Source organism: Pelagicoccus mobilis (genome assembly GCF_016595505.1).
GTDB classification, from domain to species: Bacteria; Verrucomicrobiota; Verrucomicrobiia; order Opitutales; family Opitutaceae; genus Pelagicoccus; species Pelagicoccus mobilis.
This window is the reverse complement of record NZ_JAENIL010000034.1, coordinates 1-13,807: the sequence shown is the minus strand read 5'-3', so window position 1 is coordinate 13,807 and position 13,807 is coordinate 1. Positions and strand designations below refer to the sequence as shown.

10 protein-coding genes are annotated in these 13,807 nt (G+C 51.6%); 9 read left to right on the top strand and 1 reads right to left on the bottom strand.

Annotated elements, in window-relative coordinates:
- Positions 1-31: 31 nt before the first annotated feature.
- The gene (locus JIN87_RS17595; protein ID WP_200356911.1) at positions 32-772 is read left to right on the top strand and encodes an ABC transporter ATP-binding protein; all 741 of its coding nucleotides are present in this window, start codon (positions 32-34) and stop codon (positions 770-772) included.
- Between the two features lie 80 nt (positions 773-852).
- Positions 853-2,073 carry an ABC transporter permease gene (locus JIN87_RS17590; RefSeq protein ID WP_200356910.1) on the top strand — a complete coding sequence of 407 codons (1,221 nt, stop codon included), beginning with the start codon at positions 853-855 and terminating at the stop codon, positions 2,071-2,073.
- 86 nt (positions 2,074-2,159) lie between these two features.
- On the opposite strand, the gene JIN87_RS17585 is transcribed toward JIN87_RS17590, so the two are convergent.
- Positions 2,160-5,444 carry an Ig-like domain-containing protein gene (locus tag JIN87_RS17585; protein WP_200356909.1) on the bottom strand — a complete coding sequence of 1,095 codons (3,285 nt, stop codon included), beginning with the start codon at positions 5,442-5,444 and terminating at the stop codon, positions 2,160-2,162.
- A gap of 650 nt (positions 5,445-6,094) precedes the next feature.
- On the opposite strand from JIN87_RS17585, the gene JIN87_RS17580 reads away from it, so the two are divergent.
- The 7 genes from JIN87_RS17580 to modC all read left to right on the top strand — a co-directional run bounded on the left by JIN87_RS17580 (position 6,095) and on the right by modC (position 13,739).
- Complete coding sequence (locus JIN87_RS17580) at positions 6,095-6,784, top strand: 3-keto-disaccharide hydrolase (RefSeq protein ID WP_200356908.1); 690 nt, start codon at positions 6,095-6,097, stop codon at positions 6,782-6,784.
- A gap of 655 nt (positions 6,785-7,439) precedes the next feature.
- Positions 7,440-8,279 carry an energy transducer TonB gene (locus JIN87_RS17575; RefSeq protein WP_200356907.1) on the top strand — a complete coding sequence of 280 codons (840 nt, stop codon included), beginning with the start codon at positions 7,440-7,442 and terminating at the stop codon, positions 8,277-8,279.
- A 169-nt stretch (positions 8,280-8,448) separates the two neighbouring features.
- Entirely contained in the window at positions 8,449-9,654 is a 1,206-nt protein-coding gene (locus JIN87_RS17570; protein ID WP_200356906.1) for an Lcl C-terminal domain-containing protein, read from the top strand.
- Between the two features lie 12 nt (positions 9,655-9,666).
- Positions 9,667-11,055 carry a sulfatase gene (locus JIN87_RS17565; RefSeq protein ID WP_200356905.1) on the top strand — a complete coding sequence of 463 codons (1,389 nt, stop codon included), beginning with the start codon at positions 9,667-9,669 and terminating at the stop codon, positions 11,053-11,055.
- A 100-nt stretch (positions 11,056-11,155) separates the two neighbouring features.
- On the top strand, positions 11,156-11,971 hold the full coding sequence (modA, locus tag JIN87_RS17560; RefSeq protein ID WP_200356904.1) for a molybdate ABC transporter substrate-binding protein: 816 nt from the start codon (positions 11,156-11,158) through the stop codon (positions 11,969-11,971).
- Entirely contained in the window at positions 11,968-12,630 is a 663-nt protein-coding gene (gene modB, locus JIN87_RS17555) for a molybdate ABC transporter permease subunit (RefSeq protein WP_200356903.1), read from the top strand. The genes modA and modB overlap by 4 nt, the downstream gene beginning before the upstream one ends.
- The gene (gene modC, locus JIN87_RS17550; protein WP_200356902.1) at positions 12,627-13,739 is read left to right on the top strand and encodes a molybdenum ABC transporter ATP-binding protein; all 1,113 of its coding nucleotides are present in this window, start codon (positions 12,627-12,629) and stop codon (positions 13,737-13,739) included. The genes modB and modC overlap by 4 nt, the downstream gene beginning before the upstream one ends.
- Positions 13,740-13,807 lie beyond the last annotated feature (68 nt).

Below are 13,807 nucleotides of genomic sequence, written 5' to 3'. Positions count from 1 at the left end.
GCGACCTACAAAAACTACATCAAGCGAATTTATGCCCTCAGTCATTCAAACAGCAGGCCTCCGCAAGACTTACCAACTCGCGGAACCAGTGCACGCTCTGCGGAAAGTCGACATCACTATTGAGCAAGGCGAATTCGTCGCCATCATGGGAGCGTCCGGATCGGGGAAGTCTACACTGATGAACATCATCGGCTGCCTCGATCGCCCCACCGAAGGCAGTTACCAGCTAGACGGCACCGAAGTCAGCGGACTCGACCGAAATCAGAGAGCCGATATCCGTAACCAAAAAATCGGCTTCGTCTTCCAAGGCTTCAACCTACTCGCCCGCACCTCGGCATTAGCCAACGTCGAACTCCCCCTTGTTTACCAACGCACGCGACGTTTCAAGAACAGTGCGAAGCGTGCAGCTGAATGCCTTGAACGGGTTGGCCTCAAGGATCGCATGGACCACCACCCTTCTCAACTTTCAGGTGGACAACAACAGCGTGTTGCCATCGCCCGCGCGCTCGTCAATCAGCCAGCTCTTATTCTAGCCGACGAACCAACTGGAAATTTGGATACAAAAACCTCGCTCGATATCATGGGCCTCTTCCAGGAACTCAACGCGGAAGGCGTCACCATTCTCATCGTCACCCATGAGCCGGAGATTTCTCACTACACCAAGCGCTGTATCGAAATGCGCGACGGACTCGTCGTAGCCGACAAACAGATCGAAAACCGACGCGACGCTCGTGAGGACCTGGCAAACTTCACCTCCGTCACGAGCCTCTGACTCACTTATCTCACGTCTTCATCCTCTTTGGAAAATCTCTTCGTGAACCTTAGTACCCTTCGTGGGCAAAGATCCCCCAGATGAAACTTCTTAAACTTCTCGACGTCGCCCGCCAGAGCCTGCTGAAGAACAAGACCCGCAGCGCCCTGACCATGTTCGGCATCATAATCGGTGTTGCCGCGGTCATCGTCATGATGGCCATGGGTACCGGAGCGCAAAAGAACATCGAAGAGCGTATCTCCGCCATGGGTACAAACTTGCTCATGATCCGCAACGGCACGAACCAGCGTGGGGGCATTAGCCGAGGAGCTGGTTCCATGCGTTCACTCACAATGGAAGACGCCGATGCCATTCGGGCCGAGGCTGATCTCGTCGAAGCCGTCTCCCCTACTGTTTCCGTAAGCGGTCAAGTGATCGGAGCAGGGCAGAACTGGTTTACCCAAACCATTGGAGTTCACTATGACTATCTCTTCAATCGTAGTTGGGATTTGTTTGAAGGAAACATGTTTAGCGACTCAGAACTTAGGGCTCGATCCAAGGTAGCGGTACTTGGCGGCACCGTTGCGGAAAACCTCTTTCCCGACCAAAGCCCTATTGGGCTAAGCATACGAATCCGAAACGTTCCTTTTAAGATCATCGGAGTACTCGACAAAAAAGGTCAGAGCAACTTCGGACGAGACCAAGACGACGTGATCCTCATTCCTATAACGACAGCAATGTTCCGACTCTCTGGCGGGCGCAAATGGGTTAACGACATCTACGCAAGTGCGATATCAACCGATACAGCTGAAGCAGCCGAAGAGCAAGTCACAGAAATCCTACGTCGCAAACATAAGCTGGTCGATGGACAAGACAACGATTTCAACATCCGTACCCAAACGGAACTTACAGAAATGTTCACCTCCACCACTCAGGCTCTCACCCAGCTTCTGATGTGGATCGCCTTCGTGTCCCTCGTAGTGGGCGGGGTTGGTGTGATGAATATCATGCTCGTTTCCGTTACGGAACGAACGCGTGAAATCGGGGTTCGCGTTTCGGTCGGGGCTCGGGGTTCTGACATCATGATCCAATTTCTCATCGAAGCAGTAGCGCTGAGCCTCAGCGGCGGCATGATCGGTGTCCTACTTTCCTGGGGAGTCGCCAACTTCATGCAAAACAGTCAAGGCATGACTATGATCATCGAGTCGTGGGTGGTCGCAGCCGCATTAGGAGTCTCCGTATCCATCGGACTGATATTCGGACTCTTCCCAGCCTATAAAGCCGCCCAGCTCGATCCTATCGACGCCCTCCGCCACGAATAGTAGGTTTTAAGAGGTAGAGCTCCTGCAAAAAAGCCCCGAGCTTTCGCACGGGGCTTTGATCAACAAGGGTGTTTGAAATCCGACTCTTAAGGAGCAGGTTCCACCAAGGTTCCGTAGACGATTGTCTGCGGCACGACTACCGTTCCCCCTGCGTCTTGGAATGACACGCGGAACTGATAGGCTGCACCTGGAGGTGGAGCATCCGCGTTACCAATGCGAACCGTTTGTAGTCCTTGACCTGGAGCAACAGTAGCAGATCCGTGAGCGAGCCAACCTGCTGGAGTCTCAGGAGTCCATGGCGACCAGAGGTGCACCACGATTTTGCGCGTTTCCTCGAAGTTGTAGACGAACTCGAGTTCAATATTCGATGTGGATGGAATGTTGCTCATGTCAGTGTTGAGCTTGATTTCATCAACCGCAGGCAACTCAGGCAGCGGCTCGGTGATGGTCGCGTAGAAGGTCTTATTCAAAATCTCCGTACCGTCGTCCGCCTTGATAACCGTTCTGAATTGGTAAGGTGAACCGGCAGACGGTGGGGTCGTATTGCTCATTGTAATAGTGGCAACCCCATCTCCTGGCTCAAGACGGGCCGAGCCCCACGCCAGCCAACCAGCTGGCGTTTCAGGCGTCCAAGGAGACCAGAGATCGATACGCACATTGCGCGGCTCAGCGACCTTGTATTCAAGATCCACTGCCAACCTCTCAGACGAAGGAAGAGCATCCAGGTTGCTTACAATGTCGAAGACATCTACCAGCGTAGGGTCTTCGCGGATGATGGTATTGTAGAAGGAATGACCATCGAGCGAAGTACGCCAGTCACCTCCCGTTGGACGAATCGATGAAATCCAGGTTCCAACCCCTGGTGGAAGCGGCTCTGGGAATGTGAGATGCACCGTTACGGTACCCGTTCCTGCAGGAACAGGAACTTGCTTGATCCCCTTCCAAATACCGTCGACACGCATTTCGACTGCTACGTCACGATCGGTGCTCGCAGAGTACTGGACGTCGATGAAGTAACTGTCGCTAGCGATCACATCACTGAGGTCGGTAAGAATCGTCACCTGATCCGGAATAGAGAGACGGTCCTGAACAGTAACCACAGAACTGGCGATGAAACCACCATCGTTGGTAGTCGCAGTAATTGTCACTTCACCCGGCATCAGCGGGACAATCGTTCCATCCTCAGAAACGACGGCAACGGTTTCGTCGCTGGACTCCCAGGTGACATACTTGTCAGTAGCGTCGTGCGGAGCCACAGTTGCATAAATCTTCTTTGGCTTGTCCTTATTAAGCTCGAAGGTTTCAGGTAGTGATATTCCTGTTACAGCCACAGGTGAATAGTCCCTGGCTTCATCAACTGCAAGCACGACAGAACTAACGCGCCCACCGTCGTCTGGGAAGCGTACCGATACACGATTGTGTCCCTTTATGTATCCGACAGGGACAGGAACTTCGATTGTACCAAAGAACTGGTCACGGTTTGCTTGGTCATACCCCGCCCAGTCACTTGGAACCTTGAGCTTGTGACCGTTCATGCGAACGATTGGCATTTTCGAGAGGTCGTGATCGCGGGCGATACTTACACGCAGGGAAGCCACAAGGCCTTTGTGCTTTTCCGCGTTTTCTCGAAGGCTCTTCATTACCTCCAACGCAGGAGTAATGAAACGGCCAAACCATGTGGCGGCGCCACGGCTATTACGAAATGCAGCGATAACATCAGCGAGCGAAAGACGCTGGGTAAGCTCAACATCTGTGAACTCATAGCGCATCTTTTCCTTAGCTACGATTGGAGCAACATGATTGTCCGAATAGTAGTTGCGCTTGTGAACCTGCTTCCCGAATTCGATCGGAGTGCCAAAGTCATAGGTCAAGATCACTGTTTCTTGAGCAGCAAGGGTAATACTGGTTGGTGGTACATCGTAACTTTCCTCGCTTAAAGTCGCGCCTTCGAACTGAGGGATACTGAGACGTTTCGCTTCCACACCGATAACAGCGTCGAGTCCAGATACGAAGTTGAGATCAACAGTCTTCTCCGCAGTCTCAAGATTGTTCAAGCAAACGTATGCATAAGGTCCATACACGAATACATGTGCCTTAAGGTCAGGATCGTTAGAGCTGACCTGGGCTCGGTTACCACGGACCTTAGACCAGAGCTGGAAGAATTTCGCTTTCTCGGTTAAGAGGAAGTTATTGACCTTGGTTCCAACAATGGAATCCGGATCCGGTCGCCAGAGCGCTGGGTTGTACGGATTGAAGTCGTTGTTGCGGTAGTACCAAGCTGACTTGTCAGTTACGAAGGGTATGGAAGTAAGGATACGGTCCTGACGTTCGAGGAAGCCAAAGAGAAGATGGTTCAAGGAGTTCATGTCCGAAGCACTCTTCTCTGGACTGTACTCGGCGGGCCAACCTGCGGAGATTCCACCGTATTCAGTCAGAGCATGCGGCTTAGTGTAGTCCCACTTGAAATTTGAGTAGGTCTCCACCAAGTCGAGAATTGCCATGGCGTTACTGCCTGAGCGGAAGTTGTCTTGCCCAGTTACGTTAACCCCATCGTAAAGGTGCACGGAAATCGCATCCATATACGGACCGGCGTCGTCCATGAACATCTTCATGTTGCTCTCCCAATGGCCGAAATCCCAAAGCTCCATCGACGGCCAAGCGGAGGAGTAGCCAATCACATTGACCGGCATCTCTGCCTCATGAAACGCCTTACCGATTTCGCGGAACCACGCAGTCATACCTTCCTTGACCACCTGGTTCGCTTCCCCATCCCAAGGGCCTTCAACCCATTCGTGGGCATGAACGAACGGCTCGTTCATTGGTTCGTAAAAGATGGGACGGTAATCGTCGCCGTAGTAGTGTCTGAAATAGTCGACGGCCCATTGAGCTGCGACAGCCGGATCCTCTCCCTCTTCGTACACGTTTCGAGGATGATCTGTTACCACCATTCGATGGTCTCTGTACTGATAGCCTTTCGAGTCCATGTGCGCGGCCACAGCTGCAGCTCCTGCAGTCGCCGCCTCTTCCTCTGTGGGATAGGGAGCGATTCCGTTGTAAGCGGAAAAGGGACTCCAAAACGAACGGCCAAAACCGACGTTTAGCTCGTCGCTTAAAAACTCATGGTCCGCCGCGGTGAGATCGGACGTCGAGTAGCTGCCGTGTATGTTAAAGAACTTCTCGCGAGCCAACTCTGACTCGTCGCTCAGATACTTTTGAGTGTTCAGGTCAATCGTGGCAGTTGGTTTCGTTTCTTTCGGAGTCATCCGGCTTCGAAACGAAGCGTCCGCTTGGACGCCGATACTGACCGTCGCGATTCCAAGCAACGCTGACAAGCAACGCCTAGAGGTCTTCAAGACTGAAGAGTTTATCATTTTTCAGGTGTTCGTATAGGGTTAGGGTCGAGCGAAACCGACAAGCGGAGCCGCTATTCCACAGCTAAAAACTCGGCTCGGAGGCCAAACGTCGGTTCGAGCGAAGAGATCAAGACGAAGCTGTGGTTGTTTATGTACTACATTCCTATCCTCTAACGGTTTGTGCCTACAATCAGAGTACAGAGAGTCGACGCCGCAAAGAGGGCATAGAACTTCTCCGATCTATTAAGGGCAAAAGCGTTCAGGAGATAAGGATGTTGGGGCACTTCAATCGAGGTACATTTCGATAGCGCAAATTCGTACACGTACCACTGTAGCATGATGGCTACATCAATTTCAGCAACGAGAAGCCTAGCTACCCATTTTCTCCACTCAAGTTTCGTATCCAAAACTTGATGTACTGCCTTAAATCGAAAATGGAATATTCACGCAACAAGGTTTAAAAATTTCCCTTTTGCATACTCCTCCTACTCCATCCCCCGATCATTCGGCCCCAACAAGGAGTAGAACAAACAAGCCAAAGCACGCCCGTCCCAACCTCATACCAACGCCGTATTTGTGTTTTGTATACAATAAGAACTTAAAACAAACTCAACCTATAAAGTAAAATCATAGTGGCTTTATACCTCAAGTGGGCTCACCCTACTATCGTGAAAACTGTTGGAGCACTATTGGTCATTCTCTATTCACCCATTCTTTTCGCCCAAACCGGCGAGTGGAAGTCGCTATTCAACGGGCAAGACCTCACTGGCTGGGTCGACGTTAACACCAGCCCGGGCACATGGTTCGTAGAAGATGGGATCCTCAAATGCACGGGTCTTCCAATCGGAGTGATGCGGTCAGACCGTCAATACGAGAACTTCATACTCGAAGTCGAATGGATGCACCACGAACCTGGCGGGAACTCGGGGGTATTCGTCTGGAGCGAAGGCAAAGCATTCGACCACCGTCGCCTGCCCCGCGGAGTCGAGGTACAAATGCTCGAGCTCGAATGGCCAAAGATTCACGACAAAGATCCGGCCTACGTTAGCGGGGAACTGTTCGGATCCTTCGGCCTCGAAGTGACTCCCGAAAACCCGCGCGGCAAACGAAGCAAGTCCACAGAGTTTCGCTGCAAGGGACGTGGCGAGTGGAATAAATACGTCGTCGTTTGCGTGGACGGTAACGTTAAACTCTCGATCAACGGAAAGTTCGTAAACGGAATTCGCGATGCGGAAATACGCAAAGGTTACCTCTGCCTGGAATCCGAGGGAGCTCCCATCTGGTTTCGCAACATAAGGATCTTGGAGCTACCGAGTAGCGGCCCCGCTAGTCACCAGATCGCTTCAATCGTCGATTAGACTCAGCAAAGGGCATCCAACTACATCGTCCATTAGGGGCTAATAAACCCTGAATCTATCGATCCATAGGGAACCCTTCAAAGTAACCAAGGCGAACCAACTAGGGAAACATCTTTGGGATTAAACACCCTAGTCAGTTCATCTCGGTTCACCGTCAATCACTTACAGAACAGCAGTCGTAATTAGTCTCTCCAATGGTTGCGATTAGCCGTAATCCAAAGTATATTCCTTAGTCAAAACAACAGGAAGCACGTAATACTTTTCGTATTCTATTTTAAATTACAAAGCGTGCGGTCACCCTAAAAGAGATTGTTCTGTTTCACCATTAGCCTAACGAAAAACAGGAACATGACCCATCTAATCCAACCATCACTCCCTCTTCGGCCTTCCAATCGGGCCTACTTATAACCGATTCGGTATGGGGAGGCGAAACGTATCTGCGTTTCGCAAACAGTCCGAGGCGGACGTCGCCACGGACGAAATGTCATCCGTGATCGTATAAGGAGACAGGCAAGAGCCCGCCTCTCACTTCGACTCGTGTCTTGTATACGATCTTTAAGGACAATTCCGCACCAGTGCATTTGAGCGGAACTGTACTCAAGAGCCTGCCCTATTCTCAGGAAGAGATACAAGAATCCACAACCAACTTTGGGCTATGAAAAAACAGGCTACAGCGCTTTTTGTCGCATGTACAATTGGAGGCCTCTCACTATCGGCCTCAAATGATAAACCGACCGAATTTGCGACCATCACATTCACAAACGAATCATCCACCCTAAACAAAGTCGTACAAAACCAGCCCACCTACTATGAGGCGGGCGACAATAGGTACGAAATCGGAATTCTAACGGATCCACATCCCAAATTTCCTCGTTCCCTTCGTAAGAAAGTCGAGCATGGCAGCGTTTTACTAAGCCTCTCAATTAACGAGGAAGGTAAACTTGAAGACTGGCTTCCTCTCTACGCAACTGATCGCGCCTTCATCAAAGAAATCAACAAAGTCGTCGGCCAATGGGCGTTCTACCCTCCGACAGATAGAGGAGTTCCCGTGCCTGTCATCATCGACTTGGAGATAAACTTCCAACTCGAAGAAACAGATGAGAGAAACAACGACCCGATCTACCAAACAGCGCTCTCAAGCTTCTACGCGCAAAACCACGCAGCTCAATCCTACAAGAGACTCCCGTACAGAGTATACGATCTCAAAGAGCTAGACCAACCCGTCAAGGTCGTGCACGCGGTCAAACCTTCCATTCCCAAGTCACTGTTGAAATCAAAAAGCGGAGGCCAGGCAGCGTTCGAATTCTACATCGACACCAACGGTCATGTCCGATTACTTTCGCTACTGAAAAGAGAAGGAAATATTCAAGACGAAGCCTTGGAGCTCATGTATCAAGCGATTGAACACTGGGTCTTCGAACCACCGGTAAAAGACGGAAAGCAAGTTACCGTAAAGGCCACGCAGCAAATCAAGTTCCCAGCCATTAGGTCCTAGACCAGACCTAAGCGTGTTCACCCCCGGGACAAGCCCCCGGGGCAGGGCAATTGCTCCGCAAGATTACAATTTTGTAATGTAATCAACCGACTTCAGATAAGAAGCGGGCTATAGTATCAGGCAAACATTCCTCCGGCGGTCATTCCGCTGGAAAATCACTTTTGCCAAAATGGAAATAGCCTGGATCAAACCGCTTCTCTTAATCTGTACCATAGGTACGCAACTTCTAAACGCTGCCGGGGACTACCCCATCGTCGACACCGCTCAGACGAAATCATACGACACGCGGAAAACGATAAAACAGCCGACTCCCGGGAATTCGTTCTACGGACAGGATGCGGTTTATGAGACGAACCAGCCCAGATACCGGGACAACGCAGACGGAACCATTAGCGACCTCGTGACTGGACTCACGTGGACCAAAGACGCTGGAACAAAGAAAACGTTCAAACAAGCGCAGCAAGACGCCTCTAAGTGCAGAGTCGGAGGACATTCCGATTGGAGACTTCCCACAATCAAAGAACTCTATTCTTTGATCCAGTTTGACGGAGTCGATCCCGGCCCACACAGCAGCCAAGCTAGCCTAAAGCCATTCATCGATAATTCTGTATTCGCTTTCCAATACGGGGACGACAGAAAAGGCGAACGCCTTATCGATTCCCAATTCGCTACTTCCACCAAGTACGTCAGCACGACCATGTGGGGAAGCGAAACAATGTTTGGCGTCAATTTCGCCGACGGTCGCATAAAGGGCTACCCCATCAAAAACCGTCGAGGGGAAAAGAAATTCTACACCCTATACGTTCGTGAAAATCCCGACTACGGGCAAAACGACTTCGTCGACAATGGAGACGGTACCGTCACCGATCGGGCCACCGGTCTCACTTGGATGAAGGCCGACAGCCTAGACGGCATGGACTGGCCGAGCGCCCTTGAATACGCAGAGAACCTCGAACTTGCTGGATATTCCGATTGGAGACTTCCCGATGCCAAGGAACTGCAAAGCATTCTCGACTATACTCGATCGCCGGACACCACAAACTCCGCTGCCATTGACCCCATATTTGAATGTACCCCAATAACAAACGAAGGCGGGCAAAAAGACTACGGCCAGTACTGGAGCAGCACCACCCACCTGAGCGCTCGCAACGCATCTACAGCGGTTTACTTCTCCTTCGGCCGTGGACTCGGCTTCATGCAAGACCGTCGCTCCGGAAAATATGAACTGCTCGACGTACATGGAGCAGGCACTCAAAGAAGCGACCCCAAAGTGGGCGACCCGTCAAGATACCCACACGGTCGCGGTCCTCAAGGAGATGTCATTCGTATCCAAAACCTAGTACGCTGCGTACGTGGTGGACTATCAGAGTCGTAGATCAGCCCCAGAATGATGCGTCTTCTCCTATTCTTCACACTCCACACTCTTCATTGCACACTGCATCTCGTCGCCAGCGGCGAAAAACCAAACTTCGTCTTTATACTCGTCGATGACTTGGGATGGACGGGTACGTCAGTCGCCCTACACGAGCAACTCGATTTCTCCCAGAGCGATTACTATCAAACACCCAGCATAGCCCAACTTGCTGAACAGGGCATGCGTTTTTCGCACGCCTACTCCCCTGCTCCACTTTGCACTCCTAGTCGAGCATCGATCCTAACCGGAAAGTCGCCAGCAGAACTCCACATCACCTCTCCCGGTCGTAGTAATCCACAAGCTTACCACAAGCTCGTAGAAGTCGAGAATCGGACGGAGCTTAAAACCTCGGAGATCACAATCGCAGAGTTACTCAACCAAAATGGATACAAGACCGCCCATTTCGGCAAATGGCACCTCGGGCGCTCGAACCCTGGCAAGCACGGATTCGATGTACACGACGGCAGTACCTCAAACAGCGACTCGGAGAACACAAACGGCAACAACCCAAAAGATATTTTCGGAGTCACCTCGCGGGCAATCGACTTCATAGAAAAGCAAGCAGAAGCAAACACTCCATTTTACCTGCAGCTATCCCACTATGCAGTGCACTCTCCGACTGAAGCTCGAAGAGAAAGTATCCAAAGGTTCAATTCGGTAGCGAAAGGCAAGAGACATAAAGATGCAGAATTTGCAGCAATGACCTGGGACTTGGATCAAAGCATCGGGGCTCTCCTTGCCAAGATTCGCGAACTCGATCTAACGTCCACGACTTACATCATATTCGCTTCGGACAACGGCGCAGCCGGCAATCGTCGAGCGAGCCAGAACCTTCCGCTAAATGGCGGGAAAGGCAGCCTCCTCGAAGGCGGCATTAGAGTTCCCCTCATCGTCTCTGGCCCCGGGATCGAGGGAAAAAGCAACTCTCAGGTACCCACGATCGGATACGATTTGTATCCAACGATCGCTGAACTCGCAGGAGTCTCATTCAACCATGAGATTGCTGGCACCAGCCTAGTATCGGTCTTGCAAGACTCAGCGACGACACTGGATCGTCAAGGCGACGCTCTCTACTTCCACTATCCCCACTACGGTCGCGGCCCACGCCAAAAACCACAGTCCGCCATCATTTCCGGCCGATACAAACTCCTGAAAGACTGGGAAACGGGTTCTTTGGAACTCTACGATCTTGACCGCGATATTTCGGAATCAAAAGACCTCTCCCGCTCTAATCCGGACTTAAGGGACAAGCTCTCAAAACAACTCAACGATTGGCTCCTTCAGGTCAACGCCCAGCTGCCCGAGGCAAATCCACACTACGATGCTGACGCAAATCCACGCAGCAACCGCCGCCGTCGCTGATCTACTCGGTTTCGCTAGTAAATCCTAGATAGCTCATTCTGCACAGCTCGGAGCAAAAACGTTTGTCAGCGATACCCCTTCTTTGCCATGGATCGTCTCCATGCTCTCGTTTCTTCGTATCCGCAACGCACTCATGCTCGCACTCTGCTGCGCTGCGTTGCTCGGCTGCGGAAAGAGAACGCAAAACTCGCATAAGACGCTCACCGTTTTTGTCGCTGCCAGCCTGACCGACGTAATCCAGGAAATCGGAAGGAGCTATACCAACGATAACGGCATCGAACTGGTTTACAATTTCGCCGGCACCGGAGCTCTCGCCCGGCAACTGATAGCCAGCCCAAAGGCAGACCTCTTCATCAGCGCCGATCCAGTGTGGATGGAAAAACTGGCACAAGCAGGGCGCGTGGATTCGACGTCGATCTACCCTCTCCTTTCAAATCAGCTCGTACTCATCGCCCACCAAAAAGCAGAGGAGACTGCAGCCTCAATTCAGAACCTTTGCGAGGCGAGTTTCTCATACCTCGCAATCGGCGACCCTTCTTATGTGCCCGCTGGCAACTACGCGAAGAGAGTACTCGAATCAGTCAGTTGTCCCGAGAGAGGTTCGCTTTGGGATTCCATTCAAGCCGAAGGGAGGCTTTCGCCTTGCCCTGATGTCCGGGCCGCTCTCGCTCAAGTCGCGGGCAGCAAAGATGTACTTGGCATCGTTTATCGGACGGATGCTCTCGCTCGTTCCGAGGAAGTTAAAATCCTCAGTGAGCTTCCGCAACCAACGGAAGAACCGATTCTCTATCCAGCCGCCGTCCTCAACTCAACTGCCCAACCTTCGGAAGCCAGCAGGTTCCTGAGCTATTTACAGGGCCCCAACGCTCGACAAATCTTCGAATCTGCGGGATTCGTTGTGACTCCCGGCAAATGAGCAGCATAGGCGAAATCGTATCTTCCACGATTCTGTGGGCCTCCCTTTCCACTGGGGTTGTACTAATGCCCGGAACACTGATCGCGTATCTGCTAGCCAGATACAATTTCTGGGGGAAGAATATAGTATCCACTCTCACGAGTTTACCTTTGGTACTCCCACCGACCGCCGTAGGATTCCTGCTACTGCAAACCTTTGCTGACGATGGTCTGCTCGGAAAACTCGGCCTCGATGTACTCCTAACTTGGAAAGCAGTAGTTATCGCTTGTGGTGTTATGTCCTTCCCGCTCGTCATTCGCACCGCAAGAGTAAGCTTCGAGTCCGTCAATCCACGACTCGAACAAATGGCCCGCACCCTAGGATACAGTAGCTGGCAAACCTTTTTTACCGTAACCCTACCTCTCGCCAGTCGCGGTCTCCTGGCTTCGGCGGTTCTAGGCTTTACACGAGCTATGGGCGAGTTTGGAGCGACCGTTATCCTGGCCGGTAATATTCCTGGCCGAACTCAAACGCTTTCATCAGCAATCTACAGCGCTCAACAAGCAGGGAACGAAGAGCAAGCGAATGGATTACTCCTTATCGCCCTCGCGGTAGGTTTCCTGGCAGTTTTTCTAGCAGAGAAACTATCAACCCCCAAGCAAGAGGTCACACGCCGATGAGCACTCCTGTACTCGATTTATCCATACAGGTTGAGCTCGACCAATTCAACCTTGACCTCATCTTCTCATCCTCAAAACGGACGATTGGTATTTTTGGACCTTCCGGTTCCGGAAAAACCACCCTTCTAGAGTCTTTGGCGGGGCTTCGCGGTGAGGCAAAAGGAAAACTTGTTTGCCTCGGCGAAACGTGGCTCGACTCGAGCGCGAACGTAGCCCTCAAAGCAGAGCAACGAGCGATCGGTTATGTTCCTCAGGATCATTTGCTTTTCCCACACTGGAATGTACGTCAAAACCTTGAGTCGGGGTCCAAGAGGGCTAGGCAATCCGGCGAAGATACTGAATCTGTATTCAGTGAAGTTGTACAAACTTTAGAACTCGCACCCCTACTCGACCGAAACATCACTGAGCTTTCCGGCGGCGAACGCCAACGCGTGTCTCTGGGCAGAGCCCTTTGCTCTGGTCCGAAGCTTCTCATCCTAGACGAACCTCTCGCCTCCCTAGACTGGAAACTTAGGCATCGAATACTTCCATATCTAGTACGGATCAGAGACACCTTTAAAATTCCACTCCTAATCGTCTCACACAACCCAGCGGAACTCTTAGCACTCTGCGACGAGGTGGTAGCGCTTAACCGAGGCAAAAAGGTTGCTCAAGGAACGCCCACCGATGTTTTCAGTACGCCGGAAGTATATGCGGCAGCCGCTGACGAGGGATTCGAGAATATCGTGAGAGGAGAAGTCGTTCAGAGTTCGAACTTCGAAACTCAGATACGCCTAGAGGGTTCAGAAACCGAACAACTGATCACAGTCTCAGCGAGCCACCACACCCCAGGCGAAAAGGTTCTATTGGGAATCCGCTCACAGGATGTTTTATTATCCAATAATCGGATACAAGGTGTCTCCGCAAGAAACTGGATCGAAGCAAAAACGCAAAAGCTGTCACAAGTAGATGGCAAACAGGTCCTAATCGCAAAAGCAGGGAGAAACGAATTCCTTGTCGAACTCACTCAGGACGCTGTCGCGGAACTGAAGATCGCTCCCGAGAACCGAATCTGGCTTTTCTTCAAGTCGAGCGCCGTTTCAGTCTACAGCTCCACTCCATCTGACTGAGAGACTGTCCAACAATTGTGGGAGCGTGCTTGTCACGCGATCGCAGGTTATCTTCTCCTTCTCCAATC